General features: G+C 43.9%; 22 protein-coding genes. 3 read left to right on the top strand and 19 right to left on the bottom strand.

Annotated elements, in window-relative coordinates:
- Positions 1-121: 121 nt before the first annotated feature.
- The 8 genes from CVV21_07565 to CVV21_07530 form a co-directional block, all read right to left on the bottom strand.
- Positions 122-2,389: an endoglucanase gene (locus CVV21_07565; protein ID PKL91433.1), complete on the bottom strand. Its 2,268-nt coding sequence runs from the start codon at positions 2,387-2,389 to the stop codon at positions 122-124.
- Between the two features lie 14 nt (positions 2,390-2,403).
- Positions 2,404-4,464, bottom strand: coding sequence for a hypothetical protein (locus CVV21_07560; protein PKL91432.1), 2,061 nt, complete (start codon positions 4,462-4,464; stop codon positions 2,404-2,406).
- Between the two features lie 27 nt (positions 4,465-4,491).
- Positions 4,492-5,484, bottom strand: a complete 993-nt coding sequence (locus tag CVV21_07555) for a hypothetical protein (GenBank protein PKL91431.1) — start codon at positions 5,482-5,484, stop codon at positions 4,492-4,494.
- A gap of 70 nt (positions 5,485-5,554) precedes the next feature.
- Positions 5,555-6,274 (bottom strand): hypothetical protein, encoded by a 720-nt coding sequence (locus tag CVV21_07550; protein ID PKL91430.1) that lies wholly within the window; start codon positions 6,272-6,274, stop codon positions 5,555-5,557.
- 29 nt (positions 6,275-6,303) lie between these two features.
- Positions 6,304-6,681 carry a hypothetical protein gene (locus CVV21_07545; GenBank protein PKL91429.1) on the bottom strand — a complete coding sequence of 126 codons (378 nt, stop codon included), beginning with the start codon at positions 6,679-6,681 and terminating at the stop codon, positions 6,304-6,306.
- A 592-nt stretch (positions 6,682-7,273) separates the two neighbouring features.
- Positions 7,274-8,842, bottom strand: coding sequence for a hypothetical protein (locus CVV21_07540; GenBank protein ID PKL91428.1), 1,569 nt, complete (start codon positions 8,840-8,842; stop codon positions 7,274-7,276).
- A gap of 268 nt (positions 8,843-9,110) precedes the next feature.
- On the bottom strand, positions 9,111-9,659 hold the full coding sequence (locus tag CVV21_07535; protein PKL91427.1) for a hypothetical protein: 549 nt from the start codon (positions 9,657-9,659) through the stop codon (positions 9,111-9,113).
- A 14-nt stretch (positions 9,660-9,673) separates the two neighbouring features.
- Positions 9,674-13,159, bottom strand: a complete 3,486-nt coding sequence (locus CVV21_07530) for a hypothetical protein (GenBank protein PKL91426.1) — start codon at positions 13,157-13,159, stop codon at positions 9,674-9,676.
- A gap of 100 nt (positions 13,160-13,259) precedes the next feature.
- Between CVV21_07530 and CVV21_07525 the strand changes: the two genes are divergently transcribed.
- Positions 13,260-13,625: a hypothetical protein gene (locus CVV21_07525; GenBank protein ID PKL91425.1), complete on the top strand. Its 366-nt coding sequence runs from the start codon at positions 13,260-13,262 to the stop codon at positions 13,623-13,625.
- A gap of 356 nt (positions 13,626-13,981) precedes the next feature.
- On the opposite strand, the gene CVV21_07520 is transcribed toward CVV21_07525, so the two are convergent.
- Entirely contained in the window at positions 13,982-16,930 is a 2,949-nt protein-coding gene (locus CVV21_07520; protein PKL91424.1) for a hypothetical protein, read from the bottom strand.
- A gap of 168 nt (positions 16,931-17,098) precedes the next feature.
- Here CVV21_07520 and CVV21_07515 point away from each other — a divergent pair, with 168 nt between their 5' ends.
- Positions 17,099-17,344: a 30S ribosomal protein S20 gene (locus CVV21_07515; GenBank protein ID PKL91423.1), complete on the top strand. Its 246-nt coding sequence runs from the start codon at positions 17,099-17,101 to the stop codon at positions 17,342-17,344.
- Here CVV21_07515 and holA read toward each other — a convergent pair whose 3' ends face one another.
- Genes holA through CVV21_07495 form a run of 4 tightly spaced genes read right to left on the bottom strand, consistent with a single transcriptional unit; the run spans position 17,345 to position 21,927 of the window.
- On the bottom strand, positions 17,345-18,346 hold the full coding sequence (gene holA, locus CVV21_07510; GenBank protein PKL91422.1) for a DNA polymerase III subunit delta: 1,002 nt from the start codon (positions 18,344-18,346) through the stop codon (positions 17,345-17,347).
- A gap of 1 nt (position 18,347) precedes the next feature.
- A complete protein-coding gene (locus tag CVV21_07505) occupies positions 18,348-18,911 on the bottom strand; it encodes a hypothetical protein (protein PKL91421.1) in 564 nt (187 codons plus the stop codon).
- Positions 18,908-19,420, bottom strand: a complete 513-nt coding sequence (locus CVV21_07500; protein ID PKL91420.1) for a hypothetical protein — start codon at positions 19,418-19,420, stop codon at positions 18,908-18,910. The genes CVV21_07505 and CVV21_07500 overlap by 4 nt, the downstream gene beginning before the upstream one ends.
- 35 nt (positions 19,421-19,455) lie before the next feature.
- Positions 19,456-21,927: a leucine--tRNA ligase gene (locus CVV21_07495; GenBank protein ID PKL91419.1), complete on the bottom strand. Its 2,472-nt coding sequence runs from the start codon at positions 21,925-21,927 to the stop codon at positions 19,456-19,458.
- A gap of 243 nt (positions 21,928-22,170) precedes the next feature.
- Here CVV21_07495 and CVV21_07490 point away from each other — a divergent pair, with 243 nt between their 5' ends.
- On the top strand, positions 22,171-22,521 hold the full coding sequence (locus tag CVV21_07490; protein PKL91418.1) for a hypothetical protein: 351 nt from the start codon (positions 22,171-22,173) through the stop codon (positions 22,519-22,521).
- On the opposite strand, the gene CVV21_07485 is transcribed toward CVV21_07490, so the two are convergent.
- From CVV21_07485 to CVV21_07460, 6 genes are all read right to left on the bottom strand, one after another.
- On the bottom strand, positions 22,518-22,730 hold the full coding sequence (locus tag CVV21_07485) for a hypothetical protein (protein ID PKL91417.1): 213 nt from the start codon (positions 22,728-22,730) through the stop codon (positions 22,518-22,520). The genes CVV21_07490 and CVV21_07485 overlap by 4 nt on opposite strands.
- A 17-nt stretch (positions 22,731-22,747) precedes the next feature.
- Complete coding sequence (locus CVV21_07480) at positions 22,748-23,698, bottom strand: pyruvate ferredoxin oxidoreductase (GenBank protein PKL91416.1); 951 nt, start codon at positions 23,696-23,698, stop codon at positions 22,748-22,750.
- Between the two features lie 2 nt (positions 23,699-23,700).
- Entirely contained in the window at positions 23,701-24,879 is a 1,179-nt protein-coding gene (gene porA / locus CVV21_07475; protein PKL91415.1) for a pyruvate ferredoxin oxidoreductase, read from the bottom strand.
- A gap of 36 nt (positions 24,880-24,915) precedes the next feature.
- Positions 24,916-25,305, bottom strand: a complete 390-nt coding sequence (locus CVV21_07470) for a hypothetical protein (GenBank protein PKL91537.1) — start codon at positions 25,303-25,305, stop codon at positions 24,916-24,918.
- Between the two features lie 17 nt (positions 25,306-25,322).
- Positions 25,323-25,895 (bottom strand): pyruvate synthase, encoded by a 573-nt coding sequence (locus CVV21_07465; GenBank protein PKL91414.1) that lies wholly within the window; start codon positions 25,893-25,895, stop codon positions 25,323-25,325.
- Positions 25,896-26,094: 199 nt separating this feature from the next.
- Positions 26,095-26,960 (bottom strand): hypothetical protein (locus tag CVV21_07460; GenBank protein PKL91413.1); only part of this gene is annotated, 866 nt, incomplete at its 5' end.

Below are 26,960 nucleotides of genomic sequence, written 5' to 3'. Positions count from 1 at the left end.
AAAGGTGCGCCCGCCTTGCCGCCTTGCCGCCTTGCCGCCTTGCCGCCTTGCCGCCTTGCCGCCTTGCTGCCTAGCTGCCTAGCTGCCTAGCTGCCTAGCTGCCTAGCTGCCTAGCCGCCGTCTATTTTATTACCACAACCGCACCCTGCTTTATAGCTTTCTTATTTAATCCACCAAACTTCCCGTTGTCCGCTTCAATGACATAATAATACATTCCGGACGCAAGTTTCTTTTTGGGCTTCCACAAAACTTCATGCCATCCTATACCTATGTTATTCTCTTTTATCGTGTCAAACTTTCTGTCTGCAAGGGTGTAAAAATGAATGTTAACTGTTTTTGCCAGCCCTTTTATTATCTGATATCTTATTTTAATTTCATTTCCTTTTGACGGGTTTGGATAAGGAAAATGTTCACCCACCGTTATATAAACCGAAGGAATTTCGGAAGTTGGGGTGGCTGTAATTGTTATTGTTGACGTCATGGTTATGGTAAACGTGGGCGTGGATGTCACAAACGGCGTAACCGTTGATGTCAACGTAATTGTAGGCGTAGGCGAAGCTGTGCTTGTAAAAGTAATTGTCCTTGTGGCTGTCTTTGTCGCTGTAAGTGTCCTTGTCGGCGTCGGCGATACAATAGGAGTGTTTGTTCTTGTCAGGGTTACCGTAACGGTAGGCGTAACCGTAGGCGCCGGCCCGTCTTTTAAAAAAGCAGCAACACCGTATATCAGCCCTGCCTGCCAGTTAATGGCAATTTCATTTGATGAATAAGAACCCACATTATCGACCCAATACGCGGCCTTTGGAAGCCCAGCGGGCATTGCTCCAATTATCGGGTCATCCGTATTATTAGACCCATGCGAACCGCCCACAAGATACCCCGGTATCGGCGCGGCAATTCCGTCGGCATTACACCTTCTGTCATGCGGATAAAGCGCGGGGTTAGTGCCGATACCCGTTACCTGAGAGCGTCCAAAATGATTTCTGCCAAACAGATGGCTTAATATTTCAAAGCCGGCATTTCTATATTTGTAATCCCCTGTCATTTTAAAAGCCGAATATAAAATCACAGACATCCTTGCCACCACGCCGTTACTTCCCCACCAGTGATTTGACATTGACCTTCCATAGCCATGAGAATTAACGGATGAAACAATCCCATTTGCTGTATTTATCGTGTTGGTTCTTATCCTGTCCGTAATGACCGAATTCTTACCCGGCCTGTCGCAGAAATAATAAGTAAGCATAGCCATATCTAAAAGATTATTCCAGTCATATATAGACTGCATATATCCGCTTGAAGCCCTTGCTTCAAAATAATCGCGGTAAACCGTTTTTCCCGTGGACGCAAAAAGTTCCGCGGCCGCCCATATCCTGTTGCCCGCGTCATCTCCGTTATAAATGCCGGTGTAAAAACCAAGCCCGTAAGCGTCAAATGTTACTATTGACGGATTGTCTATTAATGCCTGAAACGCAAGTTCCGCGGCGTCAAGGCATTCCTGCGCGTAAAACGAATCATAGGGCGCGAAGTATCTTGCCGCCATTGCCATCGTGCCGGCGAAATTAGAAGTGGCATACGTGCTCCACGGAAGAAAATACATAAGCGAAGTGTCATTCGCGGGCAACACGTTCATTGAAGTGTGATTTTTGCTTGTAAGCTTATCGTGAATTTTACCGCTGCCGTCCGCGTACATCATTTTAAACAGCCAGTCGGTTTCCCATTTTATTTCCTGAAGATATTCCGGCATCCCCGGATTTAAATCAGGAATCCCGTATGTCATGGCATTTATTGAATCGCCGAAATCTTCCCACGCCATAAACATAGGCCATACTGTTATCCCCACATTTCCCAGGTATCTTCCGTAATCTCCAGCGTCATACCAGCCGCCTGTGCCGTCCTTGTATGAATTTGAATACGGCTCGTTTGAATAGTATAAATTCGCGTTAGCCATATGTCCGGCGTTCCAGGAATATGTTGTACTGCCGTAAGTATAAGAAACCGCGGTTCCGGACCGCCACATATACATTCCAAGAAAAACTTTTTTAAAAACATCCTCAAAAACCGTTTCTGAAATTTCAAAACCCTGCGTCCTGCCCACCCCGTCCACATTTATGTAATAATTGCCCGGCGTTGTAAGCGGCGAAAAGTCCAGAACATAAACATTTCTTTCGCTGTCAGAAGTATATACAGGCGCTGATGCAGTGCCGGAATAAACAGATGCATTATCCGATGACCTAAGCACCTGAAACGAGGTGCAGGGCACATTAACCGATGCCTTTTTTGACATTACAGGTTTATATCCTGCACCGCAATAAACAATATCGCTGTCAGCGGCTGAAAGAAAAACCGAACAGCATAAAAGAGCGGTGAGTGTCAGGTAAAATTTACGCATTTTATCTCCTGCCGTTATTTAAGCACTACAATCGCACCCTGAACCACATCGCGTTTTAATCTGTCCCCTGTCCGCCCGTTGTCAGCCTCCATTATATAATAGTACATTCCGTTGGAAAGCTGCTGTTTGGGTCGCCACAGCACATCGTGAAAACCGGGCGCGCTGTCAGAATCCTTTATCATATCTATTTTTCTGTCGCCAAGCGTATATATATGTATTTTAACATTTTTCGCGAAACCGGTCTTTATCTGGTAACGTATATTAACGCTTCTTCCGTTTGAAGGGTTGGGATAAGGAAAATGATCGCCTATTGTTATCCTTATATTGGCGGAAATAGTGGGCGTAACCGTAGGTTCCACATAAACAGTAGCCGTCAACGTGGGCGTATAAGTCGCCTGCGGAGTCATTGTAACAGTGGGGGTTGCAGTCATTGTTGCCGCGGGCGTCCTTGTCCTTGTAGCTGTCCTTGTGGGTGTCCTTGTCCTTGTGACTGTGGGCGTCCATACTGACGCGTCAAAGAACTTTATATTATCAATCTGAACTGTATATATGGCGCTGTTAGAGATAAACCTCATTGTCCCAAGGGTTGTCGGATACGGGTTATAAACTTTTGAAAGCGGGATATACGCGGTCTTCCATGTTGTTGTTATCACACCGCCAGGCACGTATGCGGCAACGTTAAAATCATTATCTGTTGCGCGGTTTGTCCATGTGTTCCAATCAGGTATAAAAAGCAGCTGGCTTATCGTGCCTGCCGTCGCCCTTACATCAATACTTATATATGTCCTGTCATTTCTGGGCCTTGCAGTTGTCATCCACCGGGCTTCCTGCCATCCTCCCGCAGTGTAAGCAATCTGCATCGCATTGCCCGTGTTCCCCGCCGCCGGTTCAGAAAACATTGCCGCGTTGTTGACGCTGCCGTCCGCAAGTGTATAACCCGCGATATCGCCGTTATAAATTAAATCAGGGACAGGCGTCGAAGTTATTGTTCTTGTGGGCGTTACAGTCCTTGTAACTGTCGGCGTATGCGGGTCGCCGACAGGAGTTTCAGTTGCAGTCCAGCAGATAAAATTTCTTGCAGGATTGGTAATATTAGCGGCAACAAACTGCCCTGCCGTGCTTAAATTTGCTATTGTCCAGCCGGTTGTGCTGCAGGAATTTAAAGTAAGATGCGACGTGGATTTTAAGTGCTGGTCAGTTGCCCAGTCCCTGTCGTCGGAATACGACCATGAAGCCCAGCTTAGTTTTATGCCCTGCGGATTGTTTATCGTGTCAACGCCGGACATTATATCCATAAACTGCTGCGCGCGCGGATAATTGTCGCCGCCGTCGCCGGAAGCATTGCTTGCGCCCCATTCGGATACAAATATCGGAATCTGGTTTATATATGGTATAAGCATGGACGTGGAATGTGTACCCGCGTAAAAGTGAAACGCGTACATTATATTGGGTTCAAGTATCTGGTCATTTACAACATCGGCGCCCAGCTGCGAATAGTTGGGCGTACCGACTACAATAACCGCGTCCGGGTCAATGGCCCTTATACGCGGAATAATATCTTCGGCGTAAGCTTTTATCTGAGCCCAGGTCACGCCGTTAGGTTCATTGCATAATTCGTATATCACAAAGTTTTTATCCTTGTGTTCTGTTGCCATTGCAGTCCAGAATATCCTTGCGTCTTCTATAAAATTATTCGGGTCATCATTTAATATATGCCAGTCAATTAAAGCGTACATTCCCGCCGCGCCTATCCAGTCCACCATCTGGTTAACGCGCGATGTCCAATACGCCGGGTCCTGAAGATAGCCGCTTTCCGAAGCTTTTACATACATTGCAATCCTGAACAAATCCGAATTCATTGTATTTGCCGCGTACTGAACCGCAGCCTGAGTATAACAGCCGTCAAACCACCCTATACCATGCGTGGAAACGCCGCGCAGCTGCACCGGCGTGTCGCATTGATTAACAAGCTGAAGCCCGTTTACTTTAAGCTGCCCGTTTTCAGAAACAGGCGAAGCGTAAATAAACGCAGCCATAAGAATTAACGTTAAAACAATCAGGTGCTTTTTAGCCATTTTCAGTCTCCGTGTTTGTGTTTTTGTTTAAGCGCTTTCCCTGATAATCAGTTCAGGTTCAAATACCTTTATTTCTTTTTTGACATTCTTTTCTTCCATAAGTTTCTTTAACATATCAAAAGCAGCGCGCCCCATATCCACAACCGGCTGCTTTAAAGTGGTAAGCGAAGGTGTTACAAGAGAGCCCGTATCAAGCCCGTCGTATCCTATAATTGCAATATCATCGGGAATTTTAACGCCTTTTTCTTTGGCCCTTTTTATCATCCCCATTGCGACAAGGTCTCCGGCGCTGCAAAATACCGCATCCACCTGCATTTTATCATTTATAATTTTGTCCATCAAATCCTGCCCTTCCTGAAAATTATAAGCGGCACTGCGCAGTGTCTTGCTTTCATCATATTTAAGCCCGTTATCAGCCAGCGCCTGCATAAAACCTTTCTCCCTGTCGGTCACGCATGAAAGATGAGTGTACACGGCGCTGATTAAACCTATGTTTTTCTTTCCTGTTTTAATAAAGCGCTCCGTTGCTTTATACGCGCCTTTAAAACTGTCGCCTTTAACTCCGGCAAAACCGTCAAATGTCTCTTCAACAAATACTATCGGCAGGCCGGTATCATTGTATGCCTGCAGTGTTTCTTTTTCTGTCCTCATGTTAATTGCAATTACGCCGTCTGCACGCCTTCCATAAACAATTTCCTTTAACAATTCAGCTTCCTGATCCGCGCGCGCTGAAAAATGCAGTGTGGTATAATCCGTTTCAACGACACCGGTGTCTATCCCGTTAAAGATATCTATTTTAAAAGGGCCATAAAACATTGATGACGCAACGGCTATTACATTTGTCTTGCCTTTAACAAGGCTTCGCCCAATCTGATTGGGATAATAATTCATCTCTTTTACAGCCTTTAAAACTTTCTCTTTGGTTTTATCGCTTATCCTTGGGTCGTTGCGGATTACCATTGATACCGTGGTTGCGGTAACCCCGACTTTTTTGGCAACATCTTTTATTGTAATGCTCATTTTATGGCTCCTTTAATTTTAACGTTAAAACAAATATATAAAAAAAAAGCGGTTATGTCAACTTATAAAACTATGGCCTTAACAGAACCGCATTCCATATAAGCAGCGCACCTTCCAGAAATAACCTGAAATTCGGGTAATAAGACGGGACAATATAACCAAAAGCGAAAATAGGAATAAAAAACAGGTAAAAAAAGTAAGCTGTTTTTCCGGGAAAATCCGTGTCAGCTTTAAGCCGCGCTATACAGATAACAGCGCTGTATATAGCTATAAAAACTACCAGAAAAGTCGTTATGCTGCCCGCATTTTCCTGTGCCTGTGTAACGCCTTTAAAATAATAAAAAATAATGTTATTAAAAAGGTTTAGTACAAGAAAAAATACGGTAAGCCTTGCAAGAATATAACGTTCTTTGGGAGGGGCTGAAAAATATAATGCAATTGTCCCGGGAAAATCAGATGAAACCACTTTAAAATCAACCTTTTCCCTTTTTAACGTTGAGAAAATTGACTTTTTAACTTTCATATCAAGCGGTTTTTTTTCGCCGGTGGCAAATATGGTATGGCAGCTCCAGCACGTATCGCTTCCATCTTTGTTTACCTGATTACAACGCGGACATTTAAAAGCCATAGCCACCTCTTTAAATTTATTATACAACAATAGCGGCGGCGGCGCAAGATTATGATTTAAAAGCATAATTAAAAAGCGCGTCCCTGCCTTTTTCGGGGGGGGCGGTGAATTAGGCAGGGACGCGAAAAGAGCTTTTGCATTTCTGCAGATTATCACATGCACTATTAATTACTTGTGATAATCCACAGAAGTCAGGCGCTGTTTTGTTTCATATAATGTTCAATGTATTCTTTGTCTTCATCTTTTAAGATCAAAAACTGCACTTCCACTTCATATCCTTTGTTAAAACTTTCCTTTCTGCAGCCAATTGACTCACAGCAGGTCTTAATTTTACGTTTTTCCGCACCAAGTATCAGTTCAACAATCATTGCATCTTCGGGTTTTACCCTGTGTTTCATAAGAAGAATTAACCCTTTCTTGCTTATTGAAATTGTCCTTGCTTCCATATAAAGGCCCTGAAACTCTTCATCTTCCCTGTCCAGGATTTTATAGCGAACCTCTTCACTTACATGAACTCTGTGCTTGTTGGCTATCATCTGTTCAAGCTCTAAATTGAAGTCCGGTTCCATAACTTTCACCTCCTGGCAATTTACATATAACAATAAGCAAGATTCATTCCTTCCAAAAAACTGTCAAAACATAGGTATTATGTAATATTTATTTTGAATAAATGTCCCTAAAGGCACTATTTGTGCCTTTAGGGACATTTGTATGTTGGGATTGTTAGATTTTATATTCTGGAATTTGTAGGTTTGTATAAATGCATTATTTTAATAGAAGGTGTTTATTGCGTTATGTAAAATTAAGCAATCCCCCACGAAAACAAAGGATTTTACAGGGACAGTAAGCCATGACTACGTCAAAGGATACTATTCCAGTATAAGTTAATGTGTCTAATCATTTACGGTTATTTTACCGGTCAATTAACCGGTTACATAATATATCTAATCAGTTTGTAGCGGTATCCGGATACCTTTTTGAAAGGTTCTCTGCCATCATGAAATAAACGCCGTCAAAGGTTATAAAAAATTATAATATCCGGCCAAACCCTGTTTACAGCGTTAATTTTCTTTACCGCTCATCTTATTCCTATTATACTAAAGTCTGTAAGCGGGTTTTGACAGCATAACCAAGTTAATGCAAAGACAGTAAAGGCGGACATTAGTATTTAACCGGCGGCCCGAAGTTTATAAGTATTAAACTTAAACTTTTCATTTCCTTGATGCTGAGAATGTTGCGGCTTTTTCTCAGGCTTTCAAATATCGGAGCAAAGTTTTCTTTTTCAACATCAGCATCATTGAAAACAAAAAGCAGATTTCCATCTCTGTTCAAACTGTTTGTATATTCACTAAGAAGTTTATTTTGGATATTGTCAGGAAGTTTCCGCCACTCGGAGATATTTGAATAAGACAGTATAAGGGGTATATCTGAGAACGAAACCTCTCCATTAAAGTGCAGCCTGTTAAAATAGTATTTTACCTGTCTTTGTGATTCGTTAAATAAAACTATTTGCCGAACGTTGCGGGAGTTTGAAATTATTACCTTTGTTATTATTTTGTCGGTATCGAAATAAACAGCGCGCGATGAATACAGCGTAATATACAAAAAAATCGAAAAGTAGGCTGCGGCCGGATAAAAAAAAGGTTTATATGAAATACTTCCAAGATAACCAAGAAGCAGGGCAAATGGAGCTGCGGCAATAATAGGGCCGCGGTCAACGACATATATCGGCCTGAAATATGAAATCAGGTATGGGGTAAGCAGACTGAAAGTGATAACAATAAAAAGAAAAGAAGCATTTTCGGAAAAGTAATTAATTTTGGCAGTATCTTTTTTCAGTCTTGAAACTAAAACTCCTGCAAGTACAGGTATCAAAAAAAACATGAAGATAGTATTTAATTTTCCGGCTGTGAAATACTGAATTGTCACTCTCAGATCGTCTCCACGAAATAACATCCAATCATTGCTGGCGTTTTGCATTTGAGCCAGCAATATAGGGCTCCATAATAAAATAAAAGGAGTGAAAGAGCTCAAAAACAGAACAAGAAAACGTTTACCTGTGATTTTGTTGCTTTTCAGATAAAAAATAATTTGCGGCAACACAGAAAAGAAAAACCAAATGTGGGTAAAACTACCTGCAATATTTACAGCCACAAAAGATATGCCTGAGACAAGACTGTATTCTTTTTCGATAAAAAGTTTATGAAATAGCATTAACGAAAGTAAGCTTAGCAATGCCAGCATTCCGTAGGGTCTGGCACTGACTGCGTTTGTTGTGTTTATTTCCAAAAGAAGATATATAAGCGCTGAAACGAAAGCAAAACCGGTGTTTTTGAAAAGGTTTTTCCCGAATAAAAAAACAAGAACAGTTGAAATTATATAAAAGAATATCCCGGGTAACCGGAGTGCTGTCTCGCTAATTCCGAAAACAAAGGTCCATGCACTCATAAAATAATAGTAAGCCGGAAGATTATTGCCGGATGAAAGCATTTCTGTCAGTCCGGACGGAACAAGCCTTGAAAAATCAACAGTACAGGCTTCATCATACCAAATTGATTTATCTGCGTTCGGCAGAACGATTGAAAAGGCAAGAACACATAAGAAAACAGGTATTATGAAGTTTAAAAATTTTATTTTCAAAGTCAGCGAACTCCTCTTTCGTTTGTTTTGTTGATTATGCGGGCCGGGGATCAAACCTTTATCACTTATTAATTTTTCATTTTTTCTCATACCTGTATAAGTTCATTATTTAATTCACTTCCTGCTTTGCTTTTTTATCCTCTTTTGTTCCATTCATTACTTTTAAAATTATCCACCCTATGTTACTGTTGCGTATTTCATTCAACAGTTCTGAGTTTTCAGTATTATTCTTTCCTGCATCCCTGGAAAGCAGGATTAATATGGGTCAAACCTGCTTATAGCATTTATTTTCTTTGTTACTCAGCTTAATATACACAAGTCTGTAAACAAAGTTTTAACCCTGCCCTATTAAATTCAATCAGTTTGCGGTTGTATCCGGATATCTTTTCGAAAGGTTCTCTGCCATCATGAAATTCACGCCGTCAAAGGTAATTAAAAATATACCCTGTGTCAAAACTCCCGCTCCATACCCTTTTACGCTTTCATTTCCCCATACCAGCATTCCGGTTCCCGCCAGAATACAGGCGCCGTCTATTATCATATTCAGCCAGATATTATCTTTAAATTCCTGCAGTTCTTTTTCCGGGGTAATATTTGCCTTTCTAAAATCAATGCTCTGCTTTGCCCATATGCCAAGCGCCGTATCAACCGCGCCCCATATCAGGTTTGTAAGCCCGTAACCTTTTACAAATTCATTTCCGTTCGAAAACATTACCAAACCTGTGCCAAGCGACAGTCCGCCCCATCCCATAAGTACGTTTGTGGCAATGTCCTCGTGCATAAAAATATCATAAACAGTTGTTGTGGTAACGTTTGAATTGGCGTTAGTATCCGCAGAAAGCTCATCGCTTAATACAGGCGCGCATAAAACCGCTACAAGGACAGAAACTAAAAGAATTTTTTTCATTAATATTACCTCCGTTATTTTGATACAACAAAAAATTTACCCTTTATTTTTTCCCGGGTAATTAAATTAATTATAACATAATAATAAACACCGGGCGATACTTTTTGTCCCGCCCTGTTTGTCCCGTTCCAAAAAACCACAACGCCCGGCGAATGCATACTTATTATGTGTTCTCCGGAAATATTATATATTTCCACCCTTGAATCAGGGACAAGGTTAATGAATTTCATATTACCGCCGACAGCTGTGGCGGGGTTAAACGGATTCGGGTATACTGCCGCGATTCCCTGCGGAAAATAAGAAATATCAGAGCATACAGGCGGATGCCTGTGATTCTCGGTATTATAATGCTGGTCCATGTAATCGGCATATACAGTATTCGTTATTATTCCATCCGGCCTTATTGATGCTATCCTGGTACTGAACCTTATGGTAATTGAACTGCCCGGATTTAAAGCGGTATCGGGCAGGCTCCAGTAATAATAATTTCCCGAACTATATACTGTGTCAGGCTCCGGACCGGATATGCGTGAAGCGTAATATATTTCATTCGGAAGCGTGTCCCACAAAGCAGGATTATAGATAATAAAATCCGAATCGTTTTCAAGGGTAATTTCATATGTGATTTCCGAACCAATACGCGGATTTTCACCAATAGCTTTTTTTACGGGTTTCAAATCAACAGGCGCGGGCGTAATAGTGGCGGTTACAGTGCACGTTGCTGTCGGGGTAATCTGTTGTGTTAATGTTATTGTGGCTGTACAGGTGACCGTATTTGTAACGGTAACGGTCATTGTTACAGTAGGGGTATGCGTCGGCGTTACATAGCCGCAGATATGATAAAGATAGTACACGTCCTGCTGGCCGGCTATATCGTCATGCCACGCGACAGCCGGAACATCACCGGGTTTAACCGCGCTTTCAACAGAACCTGCCGCCCTTCCTGATGAAGGCGCTATCAGTTTTGAACCCGGCAGGCCGTCAGCGCCTGTAAATTCACCGCCATTCCACCTTATAAAATAAATCCCATCTTCATCAAACCACGCGATATGCGGATATCCTCCGCTGTCAAATGAAATTGACGCGCCCTGCGAAAAACCGGGAGTGTTTGAAACATTAATTGATTCCTGCCCGGCGCCGTCATAATCAACCCACTGCGTTCCGTTCCATTTAAGATAGCAGATTTCCCTGTTGCCGCCTATAACGGCATCAAACACCACGCCGGGGTTTCCAGCGCTGTCTATTGCAAGTTTTACCCGCCGTGGATTTGTCACGGAAGGATTTGTTATTATATCGGTTTCCGCCGTGCTTACGCCGTCCGCCTGAGTCCACTGTGTAACCGACCATTTTTTTACCACTACAGAATTATCCCCCGGCGCCTGCATTATCCACGCGATATACGGAACCGCGCCAAAAAACATTTTCAAATCGGGTTCAAGGCATTCATAAGTGTTGGAACTTACCGCGCTTGATTCATAACCCGTACCGTCGGCATCCGTCCACCACCCGCCGTTCCAGTGCAGAAAGAATACATCTTTTACCGTGTATGTTTTACCCGCCGGATAGTCAACCCACGCGCACGCGGGCTGCTGAGCCCCGTCTAACGCAAGTGAAACATCCTGCGGGAATCCGCCGTTGTACGCCGGAACAGTTATTTTTTCAACGCCTGTCCCGTCCGCGTCCACCCACGTTGTGCCGTTATGCTTAAGATAATATATCTGCTGCCACCCAATATATAATCCGCCGTTCCACGCTATATGCGGCCTGCCAAAACTGTCCACTGTAATTGCCGGGTCAAAGCTGTTATCCATATGGACCGAAACCATGCTGCTTTCCCTGCCGGTGCCGTCCGCGTCCGTCCACTGTGTCCCGTTCCAGAAAAGGTAATAAATCTCACCGGCGTCTTCGTACACAATATGCGGGTTTCCGGACTGATCCAGGGCCATTTTTGAATTCGTTCCCGGGCTTACTTTTACGGATTCCTGCGCGGTGCCGTCCGCATCCACCCAGCAGTTATTCGGCGTGGCAGAAGGCTGTGGATTAGGAGTCATGGTATAAGTAAGCGTCCTTGTTATAGTAGGCGTCCTTGTAAGGGTGATTGTTTTTGTATTGGTATGCGTCATTGTAATAGTGGCATCTTCCACAGCCGTATGGGTAATGGTAATTGTGGGGGTGATTGTGGGCGTACCTTCGGGAAGCCAGCGCAGATAATAAATGTCGTGCGGGTCTGTCAGATAACCGGCAGGCCATACCACATGCGGGTAACCGTCGGGGCCAAGTTCAAAAGAAGACCATGAATTATTAATTTCGTTTGAAGATATGTTAACGGATGCCTCGGTGCCGTCCTCGCCCGACCAAAGCGCGCCCGCAGGGTTATATTTAAGGCAGTAGCGCTGCGTGGTTTCAAGAGAGCCGTATCCAAACATAACATGCGGTATTCCCGACGCATCCACCTTTATCATCGGTACCGAAGAATTATGATAGCCGTAGGTTATGTTTATATTTCCTGTGCCGGTGCCGTCGGCATCCACCCATGAAGCGCCGTTAAATTTAAGATAATAAACATCCTGATGCCCGGAAGAAAAGTCCTCCCAAACAATATGAGGCACATCCCAGTTGTCTATATCTATATAAGGCCAGGCGGAATAATCCGGGCTGTTTGAAATATTTATTGATTCCTGCCCTGCGCCGTCTGCGTCCACCCATGATGCGCCGTTCCATTTTAAATAAAATATTTCCCTGTTTTCATCCTCTCCGTCGCACCAGGTTATATGCGGCCTGCCTGCCGAATCAGTATCTAAATGGGGATAAAGCGAGTAATACGGCGATGAATAAATTGTTCTGGATTCAATGCCTGTTCCGTCCGCGTCCGCCCACTGTGTCCCGTTCCACGCCGCATACTGAATATCAGCAAACGCTCCCCCCATATATTCGTTTTCAGCACCCTCATTCCATACTATGTGCGGTTTGTCAAACGCATCCAAAACCATAAACGGGTGTGCCGAAGAAACTGTTAAAGAAGCCGACACGCTGTCAAATCCCGGGACACCATCCGCCTTCACCCAGTTTAAGCCGTTCCATTTACAGTAATATATCTCGCCGCCGACACCGGAAGTTTCCTGCCAGGCTATGTGCGGCCTTCCGGCCGAATCAATTGCCACGTTGGGAAATATAGAATCACCCGATGTGACAGTTATCCGCGCGGATTCAAGCCCTGCGCCGTCTGCGTCCACCCAGCCTGTGCCGTTCCATTTAATATAATAAATCTCATAATTACTCCCTGAATGTTCAAACCACACGATATGCGGATATCCGCTGCCGTCAATGGCAATGTCCGGGTCTCCTGCCTGATTATCGGTGGGATAAATATTTATCCCCTCCTGCCCTGTCCCGTCAACATCCACCCACGCGCAATACGCGAAAAATGGAAAAGTTAAAAAAAATACCGCGGCAACCGCCATATGAAATAATAATCTTTTGTTAAAAATTCCATCACTCATATATTATCTTTCCCCTTTAATATTGTGACAATTATAATACATTAAAGTTCTTAATACAATAAGGGCTGATATGTTATAATTATTTTAAAGGAGGTGAAATATGAAAAAATTTCAGTATCTGCTTCTTGTCTCCTGTTTGTTTTTATCAGTTTCCTGCGCCACGGTTCAAAAAGACAGAAAAGCGGGGCTGCCCCCTCCTGACGAGGCAAAAGAATCAACTTATTTCATCATAAATTCAGTGGCCACTTTTGTCGGAACGGTCATAGGCGGAACGCTTGGTTTTCTTGCCGTATCCGGCGATGAAGACGGCGGAAAAACAGCAATCACGTCCGTTGCAGCCGCGGCAGCCGGCGGGCTTATAGGCTGGTATTTTGGCGGTCAAATCACAGATTATATGCGTGCTAACGAAAAACCCGACGACAACAAAATAAAGCAGTATTACGAAGAGTATCAGATTATAAGGTAGGAAGGGCAGCAGCTAGGCAGCTAAGCAGCTAAGCAGCTAGGCAGCTAGGCAGCTAAGCAGCTAGGCAGCTAAGCAGCTAGGCAGCTAAGCAGCTAGGCAGCTAGGCAGCTAGGTTTGGATCTGGTAGCCGCGCCCTTTAGGGCGCGTTGTTTATATCAAAACTAATTAATTTTTCCGGCCGCTTAATCTTACAAGCTTACTTCATCGCCGGATATTTTTTCTTCACAGGTTAAATTAATCCGAAAATTTAAGATTGGACATAAAAAAAGAGACGTAATATATTGCGTCTCTACAAGCAAAGACAAAACACGCGCCTGCCGGATATATAACATCCATAAAAATCAAACATTTCCCTGTCACTTCTTTCTTATAATCACAACAGTATTAATCTTTGAAACGGCCTTTGCCCCGCCGTCTTCCGCGCTTATAACACAGTAATACGTCCCGTTGGCTAAGGATTCAAAGTTTTCGGAGCTGATTTCAGCTTTTTTATTCCCCGCACCCGGTGTAATATTTATTTTCGCCTCTTTAATTAACCTGAAGCTTCCGGTGTAAAGGCTGAACTTAACAGACTGCGTGCTTTTGGTAATATCAAACATAACAGCCAATCCGCTGCCCGTATACGGATTTGGATATACCGTTACATTTTCTATTTTCAATTCATCCTGTTCGTTAACCAAAACAGGCGTATGCGTGAATGTGGCGGCTAAGACAGGAGTTTCAGTCGCTGTATAAATTGCGGTATTGGTAACTGTTGCCGTGCCTGTACGTGTGGCGGTTTTTGTAAATGTAATACCCGCGGTATTTGACGGCGAGACGGTTATTGTTTTGGTTACGGTTAGAACCGCCGTATTTGTAAGCGTTACAGTGGCGGTATATTCCGCTGTGTCCACAGCAGTGGCTGTAAATGAAATCTGATGTGTGCTTGTTATGGTAAATGTTATCGCCGGCGACGGCGTTAAAGAAGGCGTAAGCGTGGCGGTATTTGTTGCCGTATTCACGGGAGGATTTACAGCGGTGTTAACCGCCGTTTCTGTTTCTGTAGCTGATACCGTATATGTATATGTGGGTGTCTGTAACGCCTGCCCTGTTATCCTGACATTATCTATAATAACAGAATAGTCATTATTCGCGTTTGCAATAAAAACCAGCCTGTTAATAACATTACCGCCCTGAAGAAGGATATTAAGCGGAATTGATACGTGATTCCATGTCTGATTAATAACACCGCCCGATATGTAATCAGCAACATCAACCGACCAATCCGCAAGGTTCCAGTCAAGGCCGAACCTGAAACCGTTAGGGATGCCCGCTTCTGAAATTATGTCAAATTCCAGCAGTGTGTAAGCGCCGGTATTAACAGGTGTGTTTAACGCCCAGTCATGCTGCTGCCACCAGCTTTGAATTGAAGCGAACGCCGCAACCATTCCGTCGCCGGGGCTTCCAGCCGAGCCCTGTGATATTCCGCCGCCGTCAGCGGAATTATTTACCGTACCGTCCGTAATTGTCATTCCTGCGGTATCGCCGTCATAAATATCAATACCCGCGCCCGGCGTGGGAGTATTGGTTGCCGTATAAGTGCTTGTATTTGTATGCGTATGTGTATAAGTATTGGTAAAAGTTAAAGTCGGGCCGCCCGGAGTTATAGAAGGCGTGGGTGTGTTTGTCGGGCCGATAGCGCCGTAAAAAACAAAGTGATATGCGCTGTAAGCCGGTATTGAATAAGAAAAAGTGTTGCCTGTGACCACAGGAGCGGCCTTTACCGTGATTGTACTGTCGCTTCCGCCAAACCCATATGCTTCGCCGGTTTGATACGCGGCGCTTCCGTTTATTACAAAAGCCGCGTCCTGGGCGGCTGATGATTTGTTAAGTACAATGACGTGAAGCTCGGTTTCATCCGTGCCGGAGATTGAAGCGTAAGCGGTCATTGACGCGTTATCGCCGCTTTCACAGTAAACCTTTGTATCGCCATATGTTGAATTCGCCCCGTCATAATTGCGGAACAATTTGTAAGCCGCGGAATGAAACAATCCGTAATCCGTATTCCACATGGTGGCGATATAGACTCCGTACTTACCGAATATCCCAAGCGCGTCAGCCATAGCTATACCGCCGGAAAAATTATTGCCGCCGCCAAAACCAAATTCAGTTACAGCAATTTTCGTCCCCGGAAAATTCGTGTCTATTGCCGCCTGAACTTTTGGTATTATCGGAAGCGCCGTGCCGCACCATTGGCCGGCGGAACTGTTTTCTATATAAGCAGGATCCCAAAGAGAACGCGGCGCCTGAAGCCTTGCCTGTATAGCTTCTGCTGAATTGCAGCCGGATTCTGTTATTCTGCACTGGCCATTATTATAATCAAACGGCGGGTAAAGCCCTTCGCGCGCCTCCGAGTAATAATGAATATCTAAAACATCCAGAAGCCTTCTTCCGTCGGCATCTGACTGCGCTTTCATCTGCTGAAGGTAATACGGGACATACCATGTATTGGTACCCCTTACCGAATCCCAGTCATCACCCTGGCTCATCATTGACCAGATGCCAAAAAACACAGGCCCCATTATCTGCGCCTGCGGGTCAACATCTTTTACCGCTTTTGCAAGCTGCGCGCCCCTTGTCACCCATTCATAAGCGCCAACGGGCGACGGGTGAATTCTGACATGAGTGGAATTCCATAAGTCCCCTTCATTATCAAGTTCATAAAATCTGACACCGCCCGCACCGGACAGGCCGTATCTGTTCACGATATGCGCCACTTCTTCATCGGCGTAAACATAATTATCAGATATGTCCGGCGGAAGTGAAAACGCGGAACCCTTTTTTGAAATCAGCGTTTTCCACCTTACAGAAGGCGCGGCTTGTGACTCTAAAACATTTCCATTTTTATCAGCCGCCACATACCCCGCCATTGGAAGCGTTATTAAAGGTTCATATCCCCTTGTTATGCAATAATCTATGAAATTATTAAGAACAGCGCCGGGTACATTCGCGCAGTCATAATCGCTTACCGGATTTTCAAGGCTGGTACACATAAAAGTATCACTTGAATGATACCAGTCGGAACCGGCATTACTGGCATTGTTTTCCCAGTTATACCCGGTCACCCTGTTGCCGCCAAAACGCATACAGGTAAGATTTTCATTACCCTGCATCTGCTGGTTGGTGCCATAGATTAAAGGGCTTATAGTTCCCCTTGCGTTTAAAGTATCAATTGTTATAGAGGCGGAAAATACAGCAAGCGGCAGAATTAAATAAGTTAATAAAACCGCAAGTTTTCTTAAAAACAGCCCTTTTATTCTATTCAATGATTAATGCCTCCGCGTCAACTGCATTAAACTGGTTGCACTTAATTACAAGCCATTTTATACCAGCGGTTTTTCAAAGTCAACAAGGCATAATGATATTGACAAAAACCTTTATTTATAATAGAATTCATCATTATTTTGAAAATCTTAAGGAGGTTTTTTACAGAAATGCCAAATTTAAACGCGTCAAAGAAAGATTTAAGGAAAACAAAGAAAAGAACGGCAAGCAACAGCGCCGCCCTTCATAAGTTAAGGACTCTTATGAAAAAAGCAAAAGCATCAAAGGACCCAAAAGAAGTTATTGAAGCTGTTTCTTTTATTGATAAAGCCGCCAAAAAAGGCATCATCAAAAAGAACGCGGCATCAAGGTATAAAAGCAGAATTGCGGCAGCCGTTAAGGTAAAAACAGCTTAACTACCTGTTTTTTTCCTCTAATAAAGTAAACAGCCTTTCAAACATAACGGTTAACACAGATTTTGCAAGATCACGGTGGGAAAGTTTAATCTTCCTGTCGGCTTCCCTGAAAATAGAGACAACTTCTTCATAACGGACCTTCTTGAAAAAGCGGGTCCGTTTTTCTTTTTCTATAAAGAACACCTTCCCGCCAAGCACAGCCCTTGCCCTGAAAGCATTTCCGGTCATGTCATACAGGATATAGATATACAGGTCTTTTATGGATGAAAATACAGTGCCTAAAATGGCTTCCGGGCTGCTGTCTTCAAAAAGCGCGTCAAGAATTTTATATGTCCTGGCGGCTTCTTTATTCTGAACGGCTGCCACCAGCGACCAGATGTCATACTCTTTGGATACACCGCGGACCGCGTTAAAATCCTCTTTCGTTATCTCTTTTCTGTCACCGGCAAACAGCATAAGTTTATCCAGTTCATTCTTTATGGAAGCAATATCACCGTTAGATTCGGTTACTATGTATTCAGAGACATCACTGTCCACGGTTATCCCGTTTTTGGCGGCGTAATCGGCTATCCATTTGCCCGGAAGTTCTGCCGCCTGATTTTTTGAAACTTCTATCAGATTTTTTTTGCCTATGCCGCGTTTTTTAAGTTCTTCCCTGCGCGGGGCGGTTATTTCACCGGAAGTGGTAAGCACAACGCATGTACCCGGCGGAATTGAGGGTAATAAATTAAATAGTTTTTCAAGGTCGTCTTTTTTTAGTTTATAGAATTCTTTCATAATAACCAGTTTGGCCGGTGAGAACATAGACGCGGTTAACGCCCCCTCTATTGCTTCATTTACGGATGTTTCTTTGTCCGAAAAATCAAATGCCTGCACCGCGGACGGGTCATCATGCCCGTTAAAAAGCCCTTCCCTTATCTGCCCTGTGACTTCCCCTGTATAGAAATCATCCTCTGCAGCTATTATGTAAAAAGCTTCCGGTTTTGAAAAAGGTGATGCCATTTTAATCTTTCATCTCAAAAAAGGTCATTGCTATTTTTCTGCCGTTTAAATAAAGGTCAACGTGATAAAGCCCAATTTCGTCCGGCAATAATCCCTGCCCGTTTTCCGGAAACATCTGCTTTATGCCGATATAATTGGCGACAACATACGGCAGGTATTCCCCGCTGTCCACGGTTACTTTTTTATTTTCCGCCGCGTTCTTATCCCAATTTAAAACCTTCTCCGCTATCACTTTGCCCGTAGGCGATATTATTCTTAATTCAAAAATGTTTGAATCTTCCACTTCCTGCGAGCCTGCCCCGGAATATACCGCGTATGGGTTTTCAAAAAAGTGGTTTCTTTGTTTCATTCCCGGCGATGAATGTTTTGCCGGAAAAAGAAGGTATGCCCAGTACTGAACGACCTGGTGCTGCGTCCTGAAAAACCAGTTGGTTGTGTCCGCCGGATAATTATTTATAAGCCCGCTGCAAGTTGTTATATGCCCCGTAAGTACAGGCGAAGTCTTCGCGCCAAAAAGCGCTGATGCAAATACCGTCAGTATAACCGCTAAAATTATCCGTTTCAATTCATGCTCCCGTATATCACTCTTCTCATCACCTTGTTGGCAAGCTGGTCAAGCACCCGCTGCCTGGCGCGTTCTTCGTCTTCCGCCGGCATTCCAAGGTTATTTACAACGTAATACGTGGTCTCTTCCCACATGTCTTTGGTAAGCCAAAGTTCGCGCTGCTGCTTATTGTCAAAGAATGTGATGTTCACGTATATCCTTAACCTGTACTGCTGCGGCACCTGATTTGTGTCAAAAAGTATCGGGGTCTGCACGTATTTTGTAATGACGCATTTAATAACCGCGTCAGATTTGTATTCGTCCAGAATTGTCACCCTGCCATCGGCAAGAAATTCATCTATTGTCTTCTGTGTTACGTACTGCTCCAGTCCGTATTTGTCAGTCTTATTCAGAAAAACCGGAATAGAAATAGTCTTAACATCGGGCGCAAGATTGGGCTGAGGAATGTAAGTGGCACAGCCGGCAGCCAGTGCCGCTAAAACCATCAGGCTTAACATAATTTTTTTCATATTAGTTCCTCCTGTTTTTGAAAATCAGTCAGTTCTTATTTTACTACAATATTAAGCAGTTTGTTTGGTACAAATATCTTTTTTACGGTTTCTTTGCCTTTTGTCCATTCAAGGACTTTTTCTGACGCAAATGCCGCATTTTCAGCTTTTTCCTGCGGGGCGTTAAAGTCCAGTTTTATTTTATCCCTTATCTTGCCGTTAACCTGCAGGACAAATTCAACCGTGTTTTCAACCGTAAGAGATTCATCATAAACAGGCCATTTCGCCTTAAATATGCTTTCTTTATTTCCAAGCATTTCCCATAACTCTTCGCTGAAATGCGGGGTCATAGGCGCCATTAAAAGCGCCATTGTCTTTATTACAAACTTAATTACCGGCGCGTCTTTGGAAGCGTCCATTTCTGTCGCGCTTACCGTATTAAACAGCTCCATCAGCGAAGCTACCGCGGTATTAAACTGCTGTTCCACGCCCAGGTCATTTGTAACTTTTTTAATTGTCTGGTGTGTTTTTCTTACAAGTTTCTGTTTTGCTTCATCAAGCGCTGAATAATCAACTGTGTCTGAAGCGCCTTTAACCCGGTCAATATACTGGGTAAACTTTCTCCATATCCTGTTAATAAACCTGAAAGAACCTTCCACTGCCTCGTCATTCCATTCAAGGTCGGCCTGCGGCGGAGCAGCAAACAGCATGAAAAGCCTTGCCGTATCAGAACCGTACTTTTCTATCATATCATCAGGGCTTACGGTATTACCCTTGGATTTGGACATCTTAAAGCCGTCTTTAATTACCATGCCCTGCGTAAGCAGTTTTTTAAACGGCTCACTGCAGCTTATAAGCCCCAGGTCGCGCATTACATAGGTAAAGAACCTGGCATAAATAAGGTGCATGCACGCGTGTTCCGGCCCGCCTACGTACTGGTCCACCGGCAGTTCCCTTGCGGCAGCATCTTTTCCTATCGGAAGCTTTTCATTTTTGGAATCGCAGTAGCGCACAAAATACCATGACGAATCCACAAAAGTATCCATTGTGTCTGTTTCGCGCCTGGCATCGCCGCCGCATTTTGGGCATTTTACATTTAAGAAAGATTTGGATGTTTCCAGCGGATTGCCCTTGCCGGAAAATTCAATATCGCGCGGAAGTTTTACGGGAAGGTTTTCTTCCTTTTCCATTACGATACCGCATTTGTCGCAGTATATGGCGGGAATAGGTGTTCCCCAGTACCGCTGTCGTGATAACAGCCAGTCTTTTAACCTGTAATTTATCTCTATCTTTGCCATGCCCTTATCATTCATCCAGGAGGCAATTTTTTTCTTGGCTTCAACATTATTTATCCCGTCAAATTCGCCGGAATTTACAAGCACGCCTTCATCTTCATACGCGTCTGTCATCTCTTCAAGCTTAAGTATTTTATCCTTTGGCTGAATTACCACTATCATTGGCAGGTTATAATTTTTCGCGAACTTAAAGTCGCGCGAATCGTGTGTGGGAACAGCCATAATTGCCCCTGTGCCGTAATCCATAAGCACGTAATTCCCGATCCAGATACGTACCTTTTTCCCGTTAACCGGATTTATTGCCGTCTCTCCCGTATCCACACCCTCTTTTTCAAGGGTTAAGAGCGTGTCAACAGTGACATCCATTTTTTTTACTTTATCCCTAAACGCGTCTATTTCTTTCTGTTTTTCCGCGGTTGCTTTTGCCCTTATTTTATCCACCATAGGGTGCTGCGCGGCAAGTACCACATATGTAGCGCCAAAGATAGTATCCGGCCTTGTGGTAAATACAGGTATTTCCTCGCCTGTTTTTTCTTCCTTAAAAAGTATCCTTGCGCCTTCGCTTCTGCCTATCCAGTTTTTCTGCATGGCAATAACGCGTTCAGGCCAGTCAATTTTAATATGCCCGTTAAGCAGTTCCTGTGAATAAGCCGTGGTCTTAAAGAACCACTGGGTTAAGTCTTTCTGGACAACTGTATTTTCGCAGCGCCAGCACTTGCCTTCCTGTACCTGCTCGTTTGCCAGAACCGTGCCGCATGATTCGCACCAGTTAACGGCTGACGCTTTCCTGTAAGCAAGCCCCTTTTCAAAAAACTTAATAAAAAGCCACTGATTCCATCTGTAATAAGATTCGTCGCAGGTGGCAAGTTCCCTGTCCCAGTCGTATGACATTCCAAGTTTTTTAAACTGACCGCGCGCGTGTTCAATATTCTTTTTTGTCCATTCAGCGGGATGAACGTTATTTTTAATCGCAGCGTTTTCCGCGGGTAATCCAAACGCGTCATACCCCATGGGGTGAATTACGTCTTTACCCTGCATTCTATTATAATGCGCAAGCACGTCGCCTATGCTGTAAACGCGGATATGCCCCATATGAAGGTAGCCAGAAGGATACGGAAACATTTCAAGAATATAATATTTTTCTCCCTTTCCTGTCGCCTTAAACGTCCCGTTTTCTTCCCATTTCTTATGCCACTTTTCTTCTGTTTCCTTATGCGGATAATGCTCTGACATATATAATTTCCTCCTGGATTTGTAAACAATGGATAAATTATATCACGAAAAAATGGGAAGATGGAAGATAAAAAATAGAGGGACGGCTGTAAAGACGCAGCTAAGCGGCTGAGCGGCTGGGCAACCTAGAAAACACGAGGGACGGAAGAAAAAGACGCGGCTGGGCGGCCGGGGCAAAGAATAAAATCCAAGGACAGAAGGTCAGCGAGATTCGGAAATTAGATTAACACCTACAGGGGTTGGGTGTTTTTTTTCAGGGTGTGCCGCGCTAATATACTGTGTCTGCGGCAGGAGCTGTTAAATGCCGCGCCGGCATATACGTATGTGCCGCAAATTCCCGATTGCCAATTAATTAACACCATGTTGATTTCAAGTTTGTTTGGATGCAAGAATACCAATTTTCGGCACACCCTGAAAAAATATACCCAAGCCCGGGAAGGAACGAAGGGAAAAACTGACGGTCGGATGGCCGGAAAATCGGATAGTTTAGTATTGATAACAGCGGGTTTTAATATTTCAGCTGTATCAGGCATCATGCAATATTATCCGGGGCAGTTGTTTTTTCATTTTGTTTTGGTAAACATCCACACCTAAACCAACTGCCGCACCTTAAAAGGTGCGCCTACCAAACCTAAAACCAGGTATCTTTTGTTATTTGTCAGCTGTAACCTGTCAGTTGCCCCTGTCACCTTTTTACTATCGCCTTTCTGTATGCCGGTGCGCCTGCCAAATCCAAACCGTCCCTCCGCATAAAAATAAAACCGGCGGGGGCTTTCGCCTCCGCCGGTTTTTTTATCCGTCAAACTCCGCGTAAATTAAATTACTTTGCCGCCGGGTTTGTGGCTTTTTCCATCAATTCAAGGTGAGCGTAACGCTCGTCAATTGTCTTTTGTATCTGGGCAATAATCACCTTACTCTTGTCATCGCCCTTCATGAGATGTTTGAACCTTACCTGAAGCTTAAGGAATTCTTCAACCGGTTTCCTTTTTTCAACAGGATTTTTGTACGTAATTGTGTAAACTCCGTTTTCCACTTCGTAAAGCGGCCAAAGGTTTGTTTCAACAGCCATCTTTGACATCTTTACAGTCTGGGACATGTGGTATCCCCATCCCGGAACGCACGGTGAATACACATTTACAAATTTAGGCCCTGTTACTGCCCATGCTTTTTCAAACTTTTTTGTTGCATCCTGCCAGTAGCCTATTGTTGTCTGGGCTACATAAGGAATATCGTGAGCCACCATTATTTCAGTTAAATTTTTGCTTCCCTGTGTTTTTCCTGAAACTACTTTTCCCGCAGGTGAAGTGGTGGTGTGCTGTCCAAACTGAGTTGCGCCGGAACGCTGCACGCCTGTGTTCATATATGCTTCGTTGTTATAGCATACATACATCATGTCGTGGCGCCTTTCCATTGCCCCTGACAGCGACTGCAGCCCGATATCGTATGTGCCGCCGTCTCCGCCTAACGCAAGGAACTTTACGTTCTTGTCGTATTTGCCCTGTTTCTTAAGCGACTGCCATGCGCCTTCAATACCGCTGCAGGTTGCCGCGGAATTTTCAAACGCGTTGTGTAAAAAAGGCGTCTTCCATGCTGAAAAAGGGAAAATTGTGGATGTAACTTCAAGGCAGCCCGTAGCTGATACAACCACTACAGGATCACTTGTGGAGCCAAGAACCTGTTTTAAAAATATCGGGAAACCGCATCCCGCGCATGCCCTGTGTCCGCCTATAAACCTTTCTTCTGTTAATGCTGACTGTTTCGGATTCGCCATTGTTATGCCTCCTTTAAGCCAAGGTACTTGACTTCATTGCTGCCCTTGGAATCTTTGGATATGTTTCTAAATACCGTCTTAATGTCTTCTATGTATATTTCCCTGCCGCCAAGCCCGTAAATATAATTGTGCATGGGTTTTACCATTCCCGCATCGTAAAGGGCCGCTTTAATTTCTGTTGCAACCGGGCCTGCCTGTGTGTTCATGGCTTCAGAGCGGTCAAGTACAACAACGCCTTTGCATTTTTTAAGCGCTGCCGCAAGTTCTTCAGCCGGGAAAGGCCTGAACATTCTTATTTTGATAAGCCCGCACTTTATGCCTTCCTGCCTTAATTCTTCAATTGCCGCTTTTGTGGTGCCTGCCGTGGAACCAAGGCACACAAGGATATAGTCAGCGTCATCTGTCTTGTATTCTTCAAAGAAACCGTATTCTTTTCCGAACACCTTGCCAAACTCTTTACCAATATCCAGAATAGCCTGTTTCGCGTTCTTCATGGCTTCATGCTGGGCTTTTTTGTGTTCAAGGTAATAATCTGTCAGAACGATGGAACCCACTGTTATAGGTTTTTCAAGGTTCAAGACGTTATACGGAGGGTCGTACTTACCGATAAAGTTTTTAACATCAGCATCAGGATACGTTACAAGCCTTTCCATTCCGTGGCTTATGATAAAACCGTCTGTTGTTACCATTGCCGGAAGGCTTACATCTTTTCTTTCCGCGATTCTTATTGCCTGTATCATGTTGTCGTATGCTTCCTGAGTATTTTCGGAGAAAATCTGAATCCATCCGCTGTCGCGTTCCGCCATTGTGTCGCTGTGGTCGCAGTGAATGTTGATAGGCCCGGAAATGGCGCGGTTAACATCCGCCATTACTATCGGAAGTCTTAAAGACGCCGCAATGAACAGAATTTCATGCATGTAAATAAGCCCCTGCGATGAAGTGGCTGTCATTGTCCTTGCGCCGGCTGCCGCGGAACCCACGCAGGCGCTCATGGCGCTGTGCTCTGATTCCACTGTTATAAGGTTTGTGTTAACAAGCCCGTCGTTTACAAACGCAGAAAATATCTGCATTATTTCCGTAGCCGGTGTTATCGGGTACGCCGCGCAGACATCAGGGTTAATCTGACGCATGGCTTCTGCCATGGCTTCATTCCCTGTCCTTGCTACAATAGTCTTTTCCATTATTTTTTATCCTCCTGTTTTTCCAATTTGTTTTGGTTATTTAACGCCGAATTTATCTTTGGCGTCTTTCAGTGATACCATTAATATGGCGGCTTTTTCCACAAACCTTGGGTCTTTTGCGCCGTCAAAACTGTCCACTTTAGAGCTTGGGTCTTCTTTCTTAATTGCGTTTATCGCGATTGTTGTTTTCGGGCATTCTTCAGCGCATATTCCGCACCCTTTGCAGTATGCGTAATCATATTCAGCGCGTTTGCCGTCCTTTACTTTTACAGCGTGGTCCGGACAGAAAGCCCAGCAGTTCATGCACTGTATGCAGTTCTTTTCCTGCCATACGGGTACTTTGCTTCTCCAGTCGCCTGTATGAAAAAATTCCGACGTGCCGCTTTCAACGACGCCGCCTACGTTTAAGTCTTTCCAGCCTTTAATGTTAGGTTTGGTTGACATTATTTCTTTACCTCCTCATATGCCAGAGATATGGCTTTAAGATTTCCTTCAATAACTTCCGGTTTGGATTTAAACTTCTTTTCAAGTTTCTTTTTTGTATCGTCAAGGAAAGCCTGCAGCGGCATAAGGTTTGTTGCGCCAAGCAGGGCTCCTATCATGGGCGTGTTCGGTATCGGTTTTCCGATAGTGGCCTGAGCTATCTTTGAAGCGTCAATAACAACAACCTTTCCTTTCCAGTTTACCCTTTTTTCAACTTCCGCTTTGTCAAACGGGGTGTTTACGATAAGGACTCCGTCTGCGGGAAGCCCTTTTGTAACGTCTATGGAATCCATAAGCGTTTCGTCAAGGACAGCAACTACGTTTGGCGCGATTACAGGTGAGTGAATCGTAATTTCTTCATCCGCAATCCTGTCATAAGCCGCAACAGGGGCGCCCATTCTTTCCGGTCCGTACTCGGGGAATGCCTGAACATACTTTCCGGCATTTACCGCTGCTTCTCCAAGAAGAAGCGCGGCGGTCTTTGCTCCCTGACCGCCTCTTCCGTGCCATCTGATTTCTACCATATTCTTCATTACTGCGCACCTCCTTAAGGTGTATAGAAATTTAATAATAAACAGTAAAATTGTTTGTTTCAGGATATCAGTTTTGCTGATAAGCTTCAAAAAACATTTATATATTACTCCTGCATTTGCAAAAAATCAAGGATAATATTAAATGAAAAAGGCAGGGCTTGTTATGCCCTGCCTTTTATAAACGCTATATTTTTAAGGGTTATTCTACAACTAAACTACCTTCCGGACATGAACTGATTGTGCCGGCACCGGTTCTGACAAGAGGCACTGTATCTGATTCGCCATACAAATCAATATGCCATATCCCGGGAACCTCTGTTCCTGCAATGTGATAAAACATCTGAAGCCCGGACATTCCCGGTGTCTGACAGGTTAACAGTTCTGTTTTAAGCAGGTTGTTCCCCGCGTCATACAGCGCAATGCGTGTATTTTCTGTACAGTAATTAACCTTTACAGTAAAAGCATTACAATCGTTTAGTTTATAATCGAAGTACTTAATCAGGGTTAATTGGCCGTGGTAAACACCAACCATATTGGTACACGGCAGTGTTGGCGTGGGTGCCGGAGCGCTTACCATTACTGTGAATTCATAAATATCCTCAAAATCCGCATCAGATGCATTATAAACCGCAGGCGGATTATAAGACGGTAACATTATGGCAACATGCCAGGGCGCGCTTATATTATTACTTCCATTTGAAGTGTAATTATATGTAAGCACACCGCCGTAACCTGAATACGCAGTTTTTGTGGTGATAAGATTATTCGCGCCGTCATATATCGCTATTTTATACTGAAGGTTTGCAGCAACACACGATCCGGTAAAATTAATATTTGTGTATAATTCATTGTATTTGTTATTGGCCTTAATTTTAGCCGTCAGGCACGCCACAGCCGGTGTTATTGTGGGAGTCATTGTGATTGTCGGAGATATGGTTGTTGTCGTGGTAACCGTATTTGTTACATCAGGAGTGTTTGTACATGCAGGCGGCGGCGTGCAGATAGCGACAGGAGAATTAAATACATTATTATTTTCATTTGCTTCCGCTATATTTGAAGTTGAAT

Source organism: Candidatus Goldiibacteriota bacterium HGW-Goldbacteria-1, assembly GCA_002839855.1.
In the GTDB taxonomy this organism is placed as follows: domain Bacteria; phylum Oederibacteriota; class PGYV01; order PGYV01; family PGYV01; genus PGYV01.
The sequence above is the reverse complement of the archived record's forward strand: the minus strand, read 5'-3'. Positions and strand labels throughout refer to the sequence as shown.

Bases quoted from the DNA above. Each gene is read 5' to 3' on its own strand.
- CVV21_07565 (PKL91433.1), bottom strand. From the start codon at position 2,389: ATGCGTAAATTTTACCTGACACTCACCGCTCTTTTATGCTGTTCGGTT.
- CVV21_07480 (PKL91416.1), bottom strand. From the start codon at position 23,698: ATGGCGAATCCGAAACAGTCAGCATTAACAGAAGAAAGGTTTATAGGC.
- CVV21_07495 (PKL91419.1), bottom strand. From the start codon at position 21,927: ATGTCAGAGCATTATCCGCATAAGGAAACAGAAGAAAAGTGGCATAAG.
- holA (PKL91422.1), bottom strand. From the start codon at position 18,346: ATGGCATCACCTTTTTCAAAACCGGAAGCTTTTTACATAATAGCTGCA.
- CVV21_07525 (PKL91425.1), top strand. From the start codon at position 13,260: ATGAAAAAATTTCAGTATCTGCTTCTTGTCTCCTGTTTGTTTTTATCA.
- CVV21_07530 (PKL91426.1), bottom strand. From the start codon at position 13,159: ATGAGTGATGGAATTTTTAACAAAAGATTATTATTTCATATGGCGGTT.
- CVV21_07560 (PKL91432.1), bottom strand. From the start codon at position 4,464: ATGGCTAAAAAGCACCTGATTGTTTTAACGTTAATTCTTATGGCTGCG.
- CVV21_07540 (PKL91428.1), bottom strand. From the start codon at position 8,842: ATGAGAAAAAATGAAAAATTAATAAGTGATAAAGGTTTGATCCCCGGC.
- porA (PKL91415.1), bottom strand. From the start codon at position 24,879: ATGGAAAAGACTATTGTAGCAAGGACAGGGAATGAAGCCATGGCAGAA.
- CVV21_07500 (PKL91420.1), bottom strand. From the start codon at position 19,420: ATGAAAAAAATTATGTTAAGCCTGATGGTTTTAGCGGCACTGGCTGCC.
- CVV21_07545 (PKL91429.1), bottom strand. From the start codon at position 6,681: ATGGAACCGGACTTCAATTTAGAGCTTGAACAGATGATAGCCAACAAG.
- CVV21_07515 (PKL91423.1), top strand. From the start codon at position 17,099: ATGCCAAATTTAAACGCGTCAAAGAAAGATTTAAGGAAAACAAAGAAA.
- CVV21_07465 (PKL91414.1), bottom strand. From the start codon at position 25,895: ATGAAGAATATGGTAGAAATCAGATGGCACGGAAGAGGCGGTCAGGGA.
- CVV21_07555 (PKL91431.1), bottom strand. From the start codon at position 5,484: ATGAGCATTACAATAAAAGATGTTGCCAAAAAAGTCGGGGTTACCGCA.
- CVV21_07535 (PKL91427.1), bottom strand. From the start codon at position 9,659: ATGAAAAAAATTCTTTTAGTTTCTGTCCTTGTAGCGGTTTTATGCGCG.